Source organism: Geobacter argillaceus (assembly GCF_007830735.1).
In the GTDB taxonomy this organism is placed as follows: domain Bacteria; phylum Desulfobacterota; class Desulfuromonadia; order Geobacterales; family DSM-12255; genus Geomobilibacter; species Geomobilibacter argillaceus.
In genome coordinates, this window is the sequence record NZ_VLLN01000017.1 from 1 (window position 1) to 17,126 (window position 17,126).

14 protein-coding genes are annotated in these 17,126 nt (G+C 59.7%); 8 read left to right on the top strand and 6 right to left on the bottom strand.

Going from position 1 to position 17,126, the window contains the following annotated elements; translation table 11 throughout:
- Positions 1-290 precede the first annotated feature (290 nt).
- Together JN12_RS13235 and JN12_RS13240 are read right to left on the bottom strand one after the other, a co-directional pair.
- Positions 291-800, bottom strand: a complete 510-nt coding sequence (locus tag JN12_RS13235) for a response regulator (protein ID WP_170241923.1) — start codon at positions 798-800, stop codon at positions 291-293.
- A 110-nt stretch (positions 801-910) separates the two neighbouring features.
- Positions 911-2,224: an alpha-amylase family protein gene (locus JN12_RS13240; protein WP_145023496.1), complete on the bottom strand. Its 1,314-nt coding sequence runs from the start codon at positions 2,222-2,224 to the stop codon at positions 911-913.
- Positions 2,225-2,777: 553 nt separating this feature from the next.
- On the opposite strand from JN12_RS13240, the gene JN12_RS13245 reads away from it, so the two are divergent.
- From JN12_RS13245 to JN12_RS13280, 8 genes are all read left to right on the top strand, one after another.
- A complete protein-coding gene (locus JN12_RS13245; RefSeq protein ID WP_211360544.1) occupies positions 2,778-3,947 on the top strand; it encodes an ABC transporter substrate-binding protein in 1,170 nt (389 codons plus the stop codon).
- Positions 3,948-3,992: 45 nt separating this feature from the next.
- Positions 3,993-4,943 (top strand): branched-chain amino acid ABC transporter permease, encoded by a 951-nt coding sequence (locus JN12_RS13250; protein WP_145023500.1) that lies wholly within the window; start codon positions 3,993-3,995, stop codon positions 4,941-4,943.
- Between the two features lie 3 nt (positions 4,944-4,946).
- Complete coding sequence (locus JN12_RS13255) at positions 4,947-5,858, top strand: branched-chain amino acid ABC transporter permease (protein WP_145023502.1); 912 nt, start codon at positions 4,947-4,949, stop codon at positions 5,856-5,858.
- On the top strand, positions 5,855-6,619 hold the full coding sequence (locus JN12_RS13260; RefSeq protein WP_145023504.1) for an ABC transporter ATP-binding protein: 765 nt from the start codon (positions 5,855-5,857) through the stop codon (positions 6,617-6,619). The genes JN12_RS13255 and JN12_RS13260 overlap by 4 nt, the downstream gene beginning before the upstream one ends.
- Entirely contained in the window at positions 6,620-7,330 is a 711-nt protein-coding gene (locus JN12_RS13265) for an ABC transporter ATP-binding protein (RefSeq protein ID WP_145023506.1), read from the top strand.
- Positions 7,331-7,363: 33 nt separating this feature from the next.
- Positions 7,364-8,302, top strand: coding sequence for a tRNA (adenosine(37)-N6)-dimethylallyltransferase MiaA (miaA, locus tag JN12_RS13270; protein ID WP_145023508.1), 939 nt, complete (start codon positions 7,364-7,366; stop codon positions 8,300-8,302).
- Positions 8,292-9,572 (top strand): glycosyltransferase family protein, encoded by a 1,281-nt coding sequence (locus JN12_RS13275; RefSeq protein ID WP_145023510.1) that lies wholly within the window; start codon positions 8,292-8,294, stop codon positions 9,570-9,572. Before miaA ends, JN12_RS13275 begins: the two co-directional genes overlap by 11 nt.
- 151 nt (positions 9,573-9,723) lie before the next feature.
- Positions 9,724-11,367, top strand: coding sequence for a sensor domain-containing diguanylate cyclase (locus tag JN12_RS13280; protein ID WP_170241924.1), 1,644 nt, complete (start codon positions 9,724-9,726; stop codon positions 11,365-11,367).
- 69 nt (positions 11,368-11,436) lie between these two features.
- On the opposite strand, the gene JN12_RS13285 is transcribed toward JN12_RS13280, so the two are convergent.
- The 4 genes from JN12_RS13285 to JN12_RS13300 all read right to left on the bottom strand — a co-directional run bounded on the left by JN12_RS13285 (position 11,437) and on the right by JN12_RS13300 (position 17,069).
- Positions 11,437-13,470 carry a bacteriohemerythrin gene (locus JN12_RS13285; RefSeq protein WP_145023514.1) on the bottom strand — a complete coding sequence of 678 codons (2,034 nt, stop codon included), beginning with the start codon at positions 13,468-13,470 and terminating at the stop codon, positions 11,437-11,439.
- Between the two features lie 185 nt (positions 13,471-13,655).
- Entirely contained in the window at positions 13,656-15,146 is a 1,491-nt protein-coding gene (locus JN12_RS13290) for an aldehyde dehydrogenase family protein (RefSeq protein WP_145023516.1), read from the bottom strand.
- Between the two features lie 58 nt (positions 15,147-15,204).
- Entirely contained in the window at positions 15,205-16,659 is a 1,455-nt protein-coding gene (gene gabD, locus JN12_RS13295; RefSeq protein WP_145023518.1) for an NADP-dependent succinate-semialdehyde dehydrogenase, read from the bottom strand.
- Positions 16,660-16,838: 179 nt separating this feature from the next.
- The gene (locus JN12_RS13300; RefSeq protein WP_145023520.1) at positions 16,839-17,069 is read right to left on the bottom strand and encodes a hypothetical protein; all 231 of its coding nucleotides are present in this window, start codon (positions 17,067-17,069) and stop codon (positions 16,839-16,841) included.
- Positions 17,070-17,126: the final 57 nt, after the last annotated feature.

The following is a 17,126-nucleotide window of genomic DNA, read 5'->3' on the forward strand; positions in this document are numbered from 1 at the left end:
CAATTTACAACAACTGATGCCCGGATCAAGCTGAAGAGGCTTTATCCGAACTTTTAAATGTTAATAGGTACTAGCGACGAGGAGCTGGCAAGCCTTGGAGGAATAGGTTTCCGGCAGGAACCCCCTGATATCGCTTGCCCGCGACCCCGGGAAAGACATAGCAAAACGGTTCAGTTGTCAAAAAACAGGGACTACAGGCCAATTTGAGGAGCCGATTTCTTGGGATTCAAGGAGCCGATCCGCCAGGCCCCTCCCACTGGCCCCCAAACCAGCAGATTGAGCAATTCACGTCACGGATTCAGGTTCTTGTAACTCGCCCCTTTCTCGATACACGCCAGTATCTCACGTTCCCGGCGAGTCAACATTGAGCAATCATCAAGGGTAGGAGCATGGAATTCCCTGATCACCTTTCTCGCTACCTTTGGACTCATTGGTGCCCCACCTGCGTGGAGATCATGGAGAGACTCCACCAGTTCCCGCGGGGTGCTCCCCTTCAGAATATAACCGGTAGCCCCTGCCTTGAGGGCAGTAAGGATACTCCCTTTGTCGGCAGAGCCGGAATAGACCATTGTCTCGATATCGGGATATTTGCTTTTTACCTTTGCAATCAGTTCGATCCCACTCATTCCCGGAAGCCCAAGATCCACAAGCATGGTATTGGAGGCATGTGAATCAAGAAACTCCAATGCATCCTCGCCAGTCGAATAGGCGCCTACAACATTGATTCCCTGTTCACACCTTAATATGAGTGTCAAACTGCTCAGTAAATCATGATCGTCCTCAACGATTATCAACTGCATAGTGCCCCCGTCTTTCCATAGAATCATCCCTGCGATAGGAAGCAAAACAAGGTGTCTTGTGGCCTCAAGGCAACCATCGCTCCGACCTGCACATCTTCGCCCCTACCGCCTCACCCCTCCTGCCACAGCCACATCTGCGCCTGCCGGGGAGGAATGGCGAACTCGAACTGCTCGCCGCTCACCCGCATGTCGTGCTGGTGGATCTGGCAGCAGTACCGCCCCTGCCGCATGCCGTCGGTATTGATCCGCGGGTGCTGCCACTCGCCGGTCTTGTTGATGGCCACCATGCCGCCATAGCCGCGGGCAAAGACCAGGAACCCCTCGGCCTCGTACAGCGAACGCTGGCGGCTGCCGTGCACGGCGTTGTGGAAACCGATCATCTGCACGATGTCGTACCGCTGCCAGGCCTCGTACCAGCGGCCCCGATCGCCGGGGCTCTCGTCGTGGTCGGAAAAGACCAGGGGAACACCGCCGTCCCGACCGAGGATGTAGGCGTTGGCCAGGTACTCGTCCTGCCCGTCCAGGAGCTGCCAGCGGAAGGCGTCGTTATTCGGGATGTCGTGAGTGACGCTGAAGGTCAGGGCCCGCCGCCAGGGGAGGGCCTGACCGTACGCAGCCGGATCGACGAGTTCGCGCATGCTCCCCCCCGGCGCAAAGGCCCGGCGGAGCGTCTCGTGGAGCGGAAAATCGTAGAAGGAGATGCCGGTCCGGTTGACCAGGGGCCAGAGGAAGATGTCCTCCTCCCGGTCGTTGCTGGTCAACGCCTCGCCGAAGATGTACTTGCCCGCCATATCGTCCGTCCCGAACACCGACCGGAGATGCTCCTCCGGCAGATGCTTGATGGCGTCGATCCGGTAGCCGTCGAACCCGAGCTTATTGAGGGCGCGCAGGCAGAGCCGCTGCTGCTCCACCACCCAGGGGTTGAGATCGAGGTCGGGAAGGCCGTTCAGCCAGTGCTCGTTGGATTCGTGCAGGTCGTTCCAGTTCCGGATATCCCCTTCGGGATTGAAGTCCCAGTGGCTGAACAGACCAAAGTCCAGATCGCCGTACAGCCGGTCCCGCTCGAACGCGGCCCTCTCGCTCCGGTAGCGGGCCAGCGCTGCCTCCCCCGGAAAGGCGTACGGGTCGGGCCGCTGCCCCTTCTCGTTCGCCATGTGGTTGAAGACGATATCGGCATGGACCCGCACCCCGTGTCCGTGCAGGGCGTTGATCGCCTGCTCCAGCTCCGGCTTGGTGCCGAGATGGGAGCGGATGACCCGGTAGTCCCTGGGCTGGTACCGCTGCCACCAGGCAGGCCCGTTCTCGTCGCTGTAGAGCGGCGGCGGGACCAGCACCCCGCCGTACCCCCTGGCGGCGATATCGGCCGCCCGGTCCGCAATATCCGTGTAGCGCCAGTTGAAGGCGTGCAGTATGACATCAGCCATGATCGTTTCCTCCAGATCTTTCCAAATTCCGGAGACTCGTCCCCGGTTCCCAGTCACCCCGACCGGTTCACCCGCGCAACCCCTTCAATGGAAAACCACCGAAACCGGCCACCAGTGCAGCTTAGGCATGATCTCCCCCGCAGATATAGGCCATTGCCGCACACGACATCAAAACCACCTTATTAACAAAAACCGTGCCAATCATAAAACGTATAAATTTAAGCAAGTTACAACACAGGAGCAGGCAGTGGCTTTCCAGAAAGGTGCAACATTATGTTACAGTACCAACTTTAACAGCTTGTTATCAATACGCTTTTAACCAGCTGTAACATTTTGTTACAGTAACAATTTGTTGCAGTTGATTGCCTCCCATTGCGGAAAGGAGGGAAAATCATGGTGGGGCAAGCGCTCGTTGTCATAATGGAAAAACATCCCTTGAATTGCGCCGAGGCAGACCTGTCAAGGGTCGCGCATCCATGCGATTCTTGACATAGAACAGCGTATCATGCTACCACGGCAACAGTGGTACCGATCTCATGTTCAGGAGGAAACCGTGAAACGTATTGCGCCGTTCGCCGTGTTGTTTGCCCTTTGGACCTCTGCCGCCTCTGCTGAACCGGTTGCCACCCCCATCCCCATCGGCATCGGGGTGGCGCAGACCAGCAACGTCGCCCTGTTCGGCCAGGAACAGGTGAGCGGGGCCAGGATCGCCGAGAAACAGCTCAATGCCGCCGGGGTAAACGGCACCCCAATTCGACTGGTCATGCAGGATACGGGCGGGGATGAAGCCGGAACGATCAATGCCTTCCAGAACCTGATCAACCGGGACAAGGTGGTGGGTATTGTCGGACCGACCCTTTCCCAGCAGGCCTTCAGTGCCGATCCGATCGCGAACCGCATGAAGGTGCCGGTGCTCGGGCCTTCCAACACCGCCAAGGGGATTCCCCAGATCGGCGAGTTCATCGGCCGGGTCTCGGCACCGGTCGCCAAAGTGGCCCCGAGTGCCGTCAACCAGGCACTCAGACAGAACCCCACTATCAAACGGGTTGCCGTCCTCTACGCCCAGAACGACGCCTACAGCACCTCGGAGACAGGCACGTTCCAGGAGGCGGTCAAGAGCCACGGTCTGCAGCTCGTCACCGTTCAGAAGTTCATGACCACGGACACCGACTTCACCACCCAGGCAACCGCCGTGCTGGGCGCCAAAGTGGAACTGGTAATCATCTCCGGTCTTGCCGCCGATGGCGGCAATCTGGCCAAGCAACTGCGCCAGTTGGGCTACAAGGGGCTCATCATCGGCGGGAACGGCTTCAACACCGCCAACGTTTTCCCGGTCTGCGGCAAGGACTGCGACGGGATACTGGTCGCCCAGGCCTACAGCCCTGACGTCAAGAACCCCGTGAACAACGCCTTTGTCAACGAGTACCGCAAACAGTTCAAGAAAGATCCGCCCCAGTTCGCGGCCCAGTCGTTCACCGCCGTACAGGTATTCGTAGAGGCGCTGCGCAAGGTAGAAGCCGCTACCAGGAAGAAGATCACCCAGCTCGATATTGCGACTGTGCGGACAGAGCTCAACAAGGCCATCCGCACCGGCTCGTACATTACCCCGCTGGGGGAGATCAGCCTCGATCATGAAGGAGAGATCCATCAGAAGGCGTTCTACGTCTCCCAGATCAGAATGGATGCAGGCGGCAAGAGTGGAAAGTTCGTTATCGTGAAATAAGACAAAGAAGGGTGCGGGGAGGTTTGGCCTCCCCGCAGGTATTTCATGGACGCAGTATCTGTTCTGCAAAATCTGCTCAACGGCATCAGCATCGGCAGCGTGTACGCGATCTTCGCGCTCGGCTACACGCTGGTCTTTTCCATCCTGGGGATCATCAACTTCGCCCACGGCGCGGTATTCACGTTCGGGGCGTACCTGACCTACTGCCTGTCGGTTGGCCAGTTCGGTATCAGCGGCCTGCTGGCGGGGCTGCAGCTACCGTTCAAACTCCCCTTTGCCCTCTCCCTGCTGCTCGGTGCCATCATCTCCGGCCTGGCCGGCGTGCTGGTGGAGCGTCTCGCCTTCAGACCGCTGCGCAGACGGGATGCCGACCCGCTCCTGGCGCTGGTGAGCAGTCTCGGCGTGGCCCTCGTCGGCATCAATCTCATCCAGTATCTCGTCGGCTCGGAGATCTACTCCTTCCCCTCCGATGTCTACGGCGACATCAGACCCGCCATCCTCCTCCCCATGGGAGACAAGATGGTGGCGATCCGCACCGTGCAGGTGATCCTCTTTTCGGTGAGCATGGCTGTCCTGATGGTCCTGGGCTACCTGATCAACCGCACCAGGCTCGGCAAGGCGTTGCGGGCCGTGGCCGAAAACCCCTCCACCGCCAGCCTGCTCGGGATCAATGTGGATCGGTTCATCCTCTACACCTTTTTTCTCTCCGGCTTCCTCGGCGGGATGGCCGGAAGCCTGGTCGGCACCAGCTTCGGTATTGCCGGCCCGTACTTCGGGGTGACCTACGGCCTCAAGGGGCTGGCGGTGATGGTCCTCGGAGGGCTGGGGAGCATTCCCGGCGCGGTGCTGGGAGGGATGGTCATCGGCCTGGCCGAGGCCTTTGTCCCGGCCGACTTCAACGCCTACAAGGAGGCAGTCGCCTTCGCCTTCCTGTTCTTCGTTCTGCTCATCCGACCGCAAGGGCTTCTCGGCCGCTCCCAGATCCAGAAGGTATGACGTTTGGACGATTTCCTGCAAAATAGCGGCTTCCTGATCGTAACCATGGTGCAACAGGCGCTGTTGGCCATGAGTCTCTACTTTCCTCTCATGTCCGGGCAGCTCAGCCTGGCAAGTCCCGGCTTTTACGCCATTGGTGGCTATATCGCCGCGATCATGGGGACCGTCGGCTACTTTGCCCCCTGGCGCGACAGCCTGGGATGGGTCATCTTTCCGCTGGAGTGGCTGATCGCCGGCGTGGTGAGCGGGGTGCTGGCAGTCCTGGTCGGCATCCCGGCGCTCCGCCTGCGCGGAATCTACCTGGCGCTGGCCACCATCGCCTTTGTGGAGATCGTGCGCGTGCTCTGCCTGAACCTGCAGATCACCGGCTGCGCCATCGGCATCTTCGACATTCCGCAACTCTTTGAAAGCCGCTGGAACTACATCTGGACCTTCGGCCCCCTGCTGGTCCTGGTGCTCCTGTTCAGCTACCGCCTGGAGCGTTCCCGGGTCGGGCGGGCATTCAAGGCGCTACGCGAGGACGAACTGGCCGCCGACGCCATGGGGATCAATCCCACCCGCTACAAGGTGCTGGCCTTTGTGATCGGTGCCGTGCTGGCAGGGATTGTCGGGGCCATGAGCGCACCCTTTCTCAACACCTGGAACGCCCGCCAGGGGACCTTCGACGCCTCCATCGCCTATCTGGCCTATGTCCTGGTCGGCGGCAGCCGCTCCATGTGGGGGCCGCTCCTGGGAGGGATGCTCCTGACGGCACTCCCCGAACTGCTGCGCCCCCTCAAGGACGCACGCCTGATCATCAACGGCCTCGTGCTGGTATTCGCCAGCATCTACCTCCCCCGCGGGATCGTCGGGGCCCTGGCGCGGCTGAAGCTGTTCACGCTGCGGGGGTATCGGTCGCTCGGAGGCAGCCCATGAGCGCCATACTCGAGGCGCACGGTCTGAGCCGCAACTTCGGCGGGCTGCTGGCGGTCGACAATGTCTCCTTCACGGTCAGCGCAGGGGAAATATTCGGCCTGATCGGTCCCAACGGTGCCGGCAAGACCACCCTGTTCAACCTGATGACCGGGCTCACCCCGGTCAGTGCCGGCAGACTCAGCTACCAGGGCAGTGTGCTGACCGGTCTGCCGCCGCACCGGATCGCGGCTGCGGGGATCGGCCGCACCTTCCAGAATATCCGGCTGTTCAAGGGGCTGAGTGTCCTGGAAAACGTCAAGATCGCGCAGCATGCACGCACCACGACCGGCCTGATGGGAGGCATTTTCGGCAGTCCGGCCAGCCGCCGGGAGGAGCTCAGGGTGGAAGAAAAGGGGTGGGAGCTGCTGAGGCTGGTCGGCCTGGCCGAACGGGCGGGAGAACCGGCCGCCAACCTTTCCTATGGCGATCAGCGCCGTCTGGAAATCGGCCGGGCCCTGGCGCTCGACCCAACGGTACTGCTTCTGGATGAACCGGCCGCCGGCATGAATGCGGCCGAAAAGCACAGCCTGACCGGGTTCATCCGCGAGATCCGCGACCTTTTCTCCCTGACCGTGCTGCTGATCGAACACCACGTGCCGCTGGTCATGGACCTTTGCGACCGGATCGCGGTGCTCAATTTCGGCGAACTGATCGCCATCGGCCCGCCGGCCGCGGTACAGAAAGACCCGGCCGTGATCGAAGCCTATCTGGGGGCTGAATAGATGGCGCTTTTGGAACTGGCACACCTGACCGTCAACTACGCCGCCATCCGGGCAGTGCGCAACCTGCACCTGGAGGTCGGCGACGGAGAGGTCGTTACCCTGATCGGGGCCAACGGCGCCGGCAAAAGCAGTACCCTGCGGGCCATCTCGCGGCTCATCAAAACGCAGGAGGGGAGCATCCGGTTCGACAACAGGGAGATCACCGGTCTGGCGCCCGATGCGGTCGTTCGCCTGGGAATCGCCCAGGTCCCCGAAGGGCGGCAGGTGCTGGCCTGGCAGAGCGTGCAGGACAACCTTGAACTGGGCGCCTACGTGCGGAACGATCGCGCTGCAATCGCGGCTGACATGGAGCGGATGTACGGCCTGTTCCCCCGCCTGGGGGAGCGCAGGAACCAGCTGGCCGGAACGCTCTCGGGCGGCGAGCAGCAGATGCTGGCAATCGCCCGGGCACTGATGAGCCGTCCCCGGCTGCTCTTGTTGGACGAACCGAGTCTGGGGCTGGCGCCGTTGATCGTCCTGGAAATATTCTCCATCATCCGCAACCTGAACGCCGAAGGGATGACCATCCTCCTGGTGGAGCAAAACGCCAAACTCGCCATGCAGCATTCCCACCGCACCTATGTCCTGGAGGCCGGGCAGATAACCTTCCACGGGGAGTCACGGGAACTGCTCCAGGATGAACGGGTACTGCACGCCTACCTGGGGGGATGACGCCCCGCACCCGGTGACCATGGAGAACGGTTCATGCCCAAGCTTCCTTCCCGGCCCGACAGGACCGGCTGCAACCTCCTCGTCATCCTCGGCCCCACCGCCTCCGGAAAGACCCGGCTCGGCGTGGCCGCGGCCGGAGAGCTGAACGGAGAGATCATCTCGGCCGACTCGCGGCAGGTGTTCCGGGGGATGGATATCGGCACCGGCAAGGACCTGGATGAGTACGGCGACGTCCCGTACCACCTGATCGACATCCTCGATCCAGGGGAGGAGTTCAGCGTCTTCGCCTTTCAACGCCTCTTTGTCAGCGCCTTTAACGATATAACCGGCCGGGGACGGCTGCCGGTCCTGGTGGGGGGGACCGGACTCTATCTGGATGCGGTGCTGCGGGGATACCGGATGGTCGAGGTGCCGGAGGACCCGACCCTGCGCCGGAAGCTGGCCGACCTGCCGCTGGAGACGCTCCGGGAACGGCTGCTCGGCCTCAACCCCAAACTCCACAACTCCACCGACCTCATCGACCGTGACCGGCTGGTACGCGCCATTGAAATCGCCACCTTCGAGCGGACGGCTGTCGAGGCCGAAGTACCGGCACTGCCGGAGCTCTCCCCCCTGGTCTTCGGCATCAGGTTCGAGCGTGAACAGCTGCGCCGGCGGATCACCGAACGATTGAGGGCGCGCCTGAGCGGCGGGATGATCGAGGAGGTGGAGCAACTGCTGGCCGCCGGGGTGCCGGCAGAGCGGCTGGACTGGTACGGGCTCGAATACCGCTTCGTGACCCGGTTTCTGCGCGGGGAGTTGAACCGGAACGACATGTTTCAGAAGCTGAACGGGGCGATCCACGCGTTCGCCAAGAAACAGGAGAACTGGTTCCGCCGCATGGAACGGCATGGGGTGGAGATCATCCGGCTCGACGGCGGCGATGATCCCCTGTCCGCGCTCCTGGCCGAAAAGGCGCGTCGTGAAGGATAACCGTCTGGGCGACTACCTGGCCCGCCGGGCGGTCGGCCCCCCCTGGCAGCTGGAACTGAGCCGTAGCGCCCCGTTCACGGGGGGCATCGTGATCCCGGCGCTCGCCGAGGCCGACAACCTGCCGCTGCTCCTCAATGCGCTCGTCTCCGACGACACCCTTCCCCCATCAGGCATGGTGGCGGTAGTGGTGGTGAACAACCGAACCGACGCCAGTGCCAGGGAGAAGGCGGACAATGCGCGCTCACTCGACCTGCTCGCCGCAGCGGCGCCACGCCTTCCCTTCCCCCTGGGGATCGTCGATGCCGCCTCACCCGGCTTTGAGCTGCCGCTCAAGGATGGCGGCGTCGGGCTGGCCAGGAAGATCGGACACGACCTCCTGCTCCCCCATCTGGACTTCGCCACCTGTGACCCGCTGCTCGTCTCCCTGGACGCCGACACCCTGGTGGAACCCGGCTATGCCGGCGCCATCCAAGCCCATTTCACTGCCGCCAAAGCCGGCGGGGCGGTGATCCCGTTTGCCCACCGCCACGGCGGGGACGAGTTGGAGGTGCGGGCCATCGAGCGGTACGAACTCTTTCTGCGCTGCTACGTGGCCGGCCTTGCCCATGCCGGCTCACCCTACGCCTTCCACACCGTGGGAAGCGCCATGGCCTGCCGCGCCTCGGCCTATCTCCGCACCGGCGGCATGAACCGGCGTCGGGCCGGCGAGGACTTCTATTTTCTCCAGGGATTGGCCAAGACCGCCGGGGTGGCCCGTGTGGCGGGAACAACGGTGCATCCCTCACCGCGCCGTTCAGAGCGCGTCCCCTTCGGCACCGGCCGGGCCATGAACGCACTGCTCGACCGTGAGGAGAAGGCAGTCCTTTTTTATCGTCCCGAGTGTTACGAACTGCTCAGGGAATGGCTGACTGCAGCGGCGGATGGGTGCCGGCAGCACGACCCGGCCCTGCCGCAACGGGCGGCATCGATCTCGCCCCATCTGGCAACCTTTCTCGACAGCCAGGGGTTTGGCTCGGCCTGGGAGCGGCTCATCATCCAGAACCGGACACCGGAGCGGCTGGCGAAGTCCTTCCACGACTGGTTCGATGCCTTCAGGACCATGAAATTCTTCCATTATCTGGCAGACGGCCCATATCCCCGGACCGAACCGGATGAGATCCTCCACCGCTTCCCGGCAGCCTGGGGTGCACCGGCATTGACGCCAACGGACCGGCTCGAATTCCTGCGTCACCGGCAGAGCGCGGATGAACCCCTCTCCTCCGGAGTTTGACAAAACTTCTTTAACTTTATCCCCAAATACGGTAAACAATGGATATCAGCCCAAATTAAACTAATTAAACAATAATCATTTCCAGAGGTAAAGGGCATACCGGATGCTGTTCGGAATACGACCGAAACTTTTATATACCATCGGAGCAGGGTTGCTCATTATCATCCTTATAATCTATGCGATGATCGACAAGTATTACTACAGAAACCTTGAAACTATTACCATAGGCAATATCCATGAATCTGAGCGTCTCATAAACGAGCACATAAGCTTTGACACGGAGAAACTCTCGGCTATTACCAATATGTTCATAACCGATGATGGCTTTAAGCCATTATTTGTCAACAGGGATCGTGAAGGCCTGTATAATAAATGCCTGCCACTTTATACAATGCTCAACCAAGCATATAATATAACTCACTTTTACTTTCACCTGCCTGATGGCACCAATTTCATAAGAATACACAATAAAAATCTTTATGGTGATCACATAACCAGAGAAACGTTCAAAACAGCTGTTGTAACCGGCAAAATGTCCAGTGGTATTGAACTTGGCAAGACATCATTTGCTATCCGCGTTGTAGCACCGTATTACTATAAGAACAAGCTGATAGGATATATTGAATTCGGAGAAGAAATTGACCATTTTATTGATTTTTTGAAGAGAACCACACACGAAGAATACGCCCTCATAGCAGAAAAGGATCAGCTCAACAAAGATGAATGGCTGTTATCCAACAAAACCAGAGGAATTGATAACAACTGGGATTTGATGCCACTTCACGTATGGATAAGTAGACAGGATGATAAATTTATCAGAAGCGGTTGCGTAACAGAAAAAAACATCAAACACTTCGAATACGGTCCGGCCATTTCTCCTGACTTCAAAGACAATAGCCGTGAGATGGTATGTGGAGGATTTCCTTTATACGATATCCAGAAAAAACATGTCGGCGTTATAACCACCTTGATGAACACATCGAAGCAGGCAAGCATCCTATCAGAGCAAAAAATATATTTTATTACCGTTTTATCGGTGATTTCAGCATTGATCTTCATCGTAATCAGCCTCATCTCTGAGCGCTGGATTATCAAACCAATCAAGAATCTTGCAAGTGCAACGAAGATTTTTGCCAATGGCAACCTCAAAGGACATAGAATTGCACATGAGTCGGAGGATGAATTCGGACTGCTCACTGAGGCAATAAACGACATGGCAGCACAACTGGACACCTTCTATTCCAGCACCTCAACACGCACCCATGAGCTTGAAACGTTGAACAGAAAGCTGGAAACGCTTGCCATAACCGACGGCCTGACCGGCCTGCACAACCACCGCTACTTCTATAAAAAGATCGCGGAAGAGATTCATCGGTCAAACCGTTACAATCACCCGCTCAGCCTGATTATTGCCGACATCGACAACCTCAAGGCCTTTAACGACACACATGGACATACCGGCGGAGATAACCTTCTGAAAGCATTTGCCGAAACGATAAAGTCAACTGTTCGTGACACCGACATTGTGGCACGGTACGGTGGCGACGAGTTTGCCCTGCTGCTTCCGGAGACGGATCTGAAAGCCGCCATGGAGATGGCGGAAAGGATTCGTTCCCAGATTCACGTACGGCCGTATTTCCAACAGGAGCTACCGGTCAGCGCCAACATTTCTGCCAGTTTCGGGGTAGCGGAACTTTCTCTGCACGACGAATCTCTCGAAGAGCTTGTCAAACGGGCGGACAAGGCGCTCTATGAAGCAAAACGCACCGGCCGCAACCGGGTAGTGCCGAGCTGAATCCATAACGCAAAAGGCCGCATCCAGCAATGGATGCGGCCATGAAAACCCCTCCACTCTCCTCTGTCGCTACTTGATCCCTTTGCTGTTCAGATGGGGTCCATACTGCTTGTCCTGCCCCTGAATGTGGTTGGAAAGCCAATCTTTGAGAAAACTCATTACTTCCTGGCTCAATGCCTCACCGGCCTTGAACTTCTTCTGGATCTCCGATACCCGGCTGATCAGGTTTTCATGTGCCCGTTTCTGCTCCTCTAAGCCGGCAAATCCCGTCTCCTGCATCAACCGCTCTTCATGGGCGAAATGGTTCTTCGTATAATCGATCAACTCTCCCAGAATCGATCCGACTGCCTCCTTGCCACGCCCTTCCCGCATCGCCCCGTACAGCTTGTTGATAATACTGACCAACCGCTGGTGCTCTTCGTCCATCTGGCTCACATGCACGCTGTAACTGCTGCTCCAGGTTATCAGGTTCCCCGACTCTGCAAGCTTGAATTGGCCGACCACCCGCTGGAGTTCTTCAGATAGCCTTGAAAGATGCTGCGCCGCATTATAGGTGTCGCGGGCCCTGTCCACCGAACCGGAGACGACCTCGGTTATCTGGTGCATGTTGCCGGTAATTTCACTGGTGGTCGCTGTCTGCTCCTCGGCTGCAGTTGCGATCTGCTGAACCTGCAAGTTGACCGCGTTGATCTCGTCCTGAATCCTTCTGAGCGCTTCGCCGGACCGTTCAGCCTCATCGGTCCCGTTGTGCACTTCGGCCACCCCTTCCTCCATGGCCGACACGGCGGTCTGGGTGTTCCGCTGGATGACCTTGATCATTTCGCTGATCTCTTTGGTGGCCTTTGTCGTTCGTTCCGCCAGGGCCCGCACTTCGTCGGCAACGACGGCAAAACCGCGGCCCTGCTCCCCGGCCCGGGCCGCCTCAATCGCGGCGTTCAGGGCAAGAAGATTGGTCTGGTCGGCGATATCCTGAATGGTATCGACAATAGCGCCGATCTGGTCGCTCTTCTGACCGAGCTCCGTTACCGTGGATGCCGACGACTTGACGCGGTCGGCGATTCTTTTCATTACGGCAATGGATTTTTCCACCACGGTTGCCCCATGGTCGGCCGCATCGTTGGCGCGTTTGGCGCTCTCCGCGGCCAGCATGCAGTTCTGCGCAATGTCTCCCGACGTTGCCGACATCTCTTCGCTGGCAGTGGCAACGGTTACGGCCTGGGCAGCCACCTCCTCGGCCCCGGTTGCCATCTGCTCCGAGTTGGACTGCATGTCGACAGAGGACTTCGAGACCTCGGCCGAGGAATCAGCCAGCCTGCCGATCAGCTCCCGCAGGCTGTTAACCATCTTTTCGAACGACCGGGCCAGTTGACCGACCTCATCGTTGGAATCCACGCGTACCTCAACACCAAGGTCCCCGGTGGCGATCTGTTCCGCATCGGCGGCGAGACGCTGCAGCGGGGCACGGATGGAACGCACCGCCATGAGCGCCAGCAAAAGGCCGAACAGCAACCCGGAAACGATGATGACGACAATCCAGATCTGGGCAGCTGCCGTCAGGGCATCCACCCTCTTAAGCCCTTCGTCAGCCTCTTTCTGGTTGAAGGCCTGAAGGACGCCCAAGGTCTTGTTTGCCTCATCGTACAGCTTCTTGCCTTCTCCGCGCGTCAACTTCTGGGCTTCGTCGAGCTGCCCCGCCTTGACAAGCTCGTCCACGTTCGCCGTATTGGTGACGTAAGGAGGCCATGCCGCGTCGAACGCCGCCAGATGCCTTTTCTCCTCGTCAGCCAACGGCAGCTTCTTGTATGCCTCCAGTGATGACTTGATCTCCTCCTGCATCTTCCCCATGCGATCATGGTAACGCTTGAAATCCTCTTCCGTATTTTTCAGGTAGAACTGCAGCTCTGATCTCCGGTAGGTATCGACGTTGTTCCCGATCTTCGCCAGAATCGTCACCCCAGGCATCTCTTTACGGCCTATTTCATCGGCAACTGCTGCCACGTTCGAGAGCTTTGCCAGGGACACGAGACCGATTAGAATCAGCAAACCGAGGATTGCCCCCACGATTCCGATGATTTTGGTTCCGATGGTGACACGACTGAACATAGGGAAACCTCCTGGAAGTTGAAAAAGACTTAATATTTCTTCGGCACAAAACAGGAGTGGTTTAGCACAAATTTCCTTCCGGGCTGTATACACACCGATACCTTTCCGGCACAAAGAAAGGCTGCATCGAAAATGGATGCAGCCTCTCTTTGGCAACCGAGTGCAATAATTGAGTGCAATAATCCTTATTTGTCGATCTGGGCCTTCTGCAGTCTGCCGCTGTAATCCCGGTAGATCACCTTGACCCGGCTGAAGAAGTCGATGGCGCCGCCCCGCCCGCCTGCCTCGGGGTGCCCGGAACCGGAGTGACGCCAGCCACCGAAGGGGAGCTGGACTTCAGCGCCAATGGTGGAGGCGTTGATATAGACGATGCCGCTTAAGATATCCCGCTCGGCCCTGGCGGTCACGTTCACGTCCCGGCTGTAGATGGCGGTGGAGAGCCCGAACGGGACACTGTTGGCAATATCGATCGCCTCGTCGAGGGAGCTGCACGACAGCACGCTCACCACCGGTCCGAAGATCTCCTCCCGGGCGATCCGCATGGACGGTGTGACATCGGCAAAGATTGTCGGCTCCACGAAGAATCCATTGGCCAGGTCGCCGGCGTCGACCCGGCGACCACCGGTCACCAGCCGCGCACCCTCCTCGATGCCGATCCGGATGTACGAGAGCACCTTCTCACCCTGGGCCGCGTTGATCAACGGCCCCACATCGGTCCCTGGCCTGAGCCCGTCACCGAGACGCATTCCGGCAGCCCGCTCACCGAGCATCGTGATAAAGCTGTCGTACATCTTCTCGTGGACGATCAGGCGGCTGGCAGCGGTGCAGCGCTGGCCGCTGGTGCCGAATCCCCCCCAGAGAGCCCCTTCTATGGCCAGTTCCAGGTTGGCGTCGCCCATGACGATGATGGCGTTCTTCCCTCCCATCTCCAGGGCCAGCGGCCGGTGCAATGGGGCGAGCTGCCGCTCCAGGTGCTCACCGGCAGCACAGGAACCGGTGAAGGAGCAGGCATCCACATCCGGATGGGTGGCGAGATATTCCCCCACCGCCTCGCCCGGCCCGCAGACCAGGTTGACCACGCCGGCAGGCATACCCGCTTCTTCCAGGATGCCGACCAGGGCCGCGGCACAGGCCGGCGTCTCGGACGACGGTTTCAGGACAACACTGTTGCCGCAGATGAGGGAGGCAAAGAGCTTCCATGCAGGGATGGCAATGGGAAAGTTCCAGGGGGTAACCAGCGCCACCACCCCGAGCGGCTCGCGCACACTCCGGCACTCCTTGTCCGGGAGTTCTGAGGGAACGGTCTCTCCCTGGAGCCGGCGCCCTTCGCCTGCCATGTAGAAGGCGATGTCGATCGCCTCCTGCACGTCGCCGAGCCCCTCGCTGAGCACCTTGCCCATCTCCCGGGTGACCAGTTCGCCGAGCCGCTGCTTGTCCCGGCTGAGGAGCGCGCCGGCGCGAAAGAGGATCTCCCCCCGCCGTGGGGCCGGCAGGAGGCGCCATCCCGGCAGGGCCGCCCTGGCTGCGGCCACGGACCGGTCCACGTCCCTCTTCCCGGACAGGGGCGCCCCGGCGACCGTGTCGCGGGTATCGGCCGGATTGCGGCTGGCGAATTGCTGCCCGTCCGAGGCTTCGCACCAAGTTCCGGCGATGAAATTCCTGACCAGTTCGACCATGGCACACCTCCCTGTGCTTTTTTGGGCCCGGCCTCTGCCGGACCGTCACTGCGAGACGTCAGATCCCCCCCATGCAGAGATACTTGATCTCCAGGAAATCATCGACGCCGTACTTGGACCCCTCCCTGCCGAAACCAGATTCCTTCATGCCGCCGAACGGGGCAACCGCGGTGGAAATAATGCCGGTGTTGATGCCGACGATACCGTACTCGACCCCTTCGGCAACGCGCCAGACCCTACCGATGTCGCGGGTATAGAAATAGGCGGCAAGACCAAATTCGGTGTCGTTGGCCACCCGGATTGCCTCTTCTTCGGTGCGGAACCGGAAGAGCGGCGCCACAGGTCCGAAGGTCTCCTCGCGGGCGACCGCCATGTCGCTGGTGACGTCGGCCAGCACGGTGGGCTGGAAAAACGTTTTCCCCAATTCGTGCCGCTTGCCACCGCATAGTATCCGAGCCCCTTTGGCAACGGCATCGGCGATATGCTCCTCCACCTTTGCCACCGCGTTCATGTCGATGAGAGGTCCCTGCTGGGCATCTCCCTTGAGACCGTCCCCCACCTTCAGGGCAGAGACCGCAGCCACCAGCCTGGCCGCAAAGGCCTCGTACACCCCCTCCTGCACCAGGAACCGGTTGGTGCAGACGCAGGTCTGGCCGGTATTGCGGTATTTGGAGGCGATCGCCCCCTCCACGGCGGCATCCAGATCGGCATCGTCAAAAACCATGAACGGCGCATTCCCGCCCAGTTCCAGGGCGAGCTTCTTCACCGTGCCGGCACACTGCTCCATGAGCAGCTTGCCGATCTCCGTCGAGCCGGTGAAGGTGAGCTTGCGGACAATGGGGTTGGCGGTCATCTCCCCGCCAATCGGGCCGGAAGAACCGGTGACCACGTTGAACACCCCTGGGGGCACGCCGGCCCGGCTGGCCAGTTCGGCCAGCGCCAAGGCCGAGTAAGGAGTCATGGTGGCCGGCTTGACCACCATGGTGCACCCCACAGCCAGGGCCGGCCCGGCCTTGCGCGTGATCATCGCCGACGGAAAGTTCCAGGGGGTTATGGCGGCACAGACACCTACCGGCTCCTTGATGACCACGATCCGCTTGTCCTTTTGGTGCGGAGGAATGGTGTCGCCGTAGACCCGTTTCCCCTCCTCGGCGAACCACTCCAGGAACGACGCGGCATAGGCGATCTCACCCCGGGACTCGGCCAGCGGTTTCCCCTGCTCTGCTGTCATCAGCACGGCCAGGTCTTCCTGGTTTTCCAGCATTAATTCGGACCACCTGCGGATGATGGCCGAGCGCTCCGCCGCGGTCCTGCTTCGCCAGGCGGGATAGGCCGCATTGGCCGCCTCTATGGCCCTGCGGGTCTCGGCTGCGCCCATCTTCGGGATAGTGCCGATGGTATCGCCGGTAGCCGGGTTGGTGACGGCAATGCGTTCGCCATTGTCGGCATCGAGCCATTGGCCGTTGATGGAGCATTGCATACGTAACAGTGACGGGTCTTTCAAGGTGAACATTCAAACCTCCTTCTGCTGGATGTGATGCATAACGACATGCGAATCCTTAACTGGATATGGTTTAAAGTTTATCATCTTGTTTTCAGGTAAGCCAGTGTACGCCCCCAAAATCTAAAAGGGCCGCGTGAGCGGCCCTTTTAGTTCCCTGCCAGTACAATTTACGTCACATCTTCTCCCAGCTATACATCGGCATTGGCGCTGACTTTGGTCTCCTTTTTCAGCCCTTTGGCAAAGCCCAGTATCATCATCACTGCCGGCAGCAACTGGCCGATTACGATCAGGGCGCAGAACCCGAGGAATACCCAAACGAAGATGCCACTGTTGTCTTCACGTACCCCGGTCGCTGCGAATGCGGTGGCGGCCGGTACCAGCCCTGCGATTGTTCCGAAGAGTGCGGTTGACGGTTTCATGGCATCCTCCTTTTCTTTCATGGATTTAATGCTATTGTCTTACCTCTTAGCATCAGG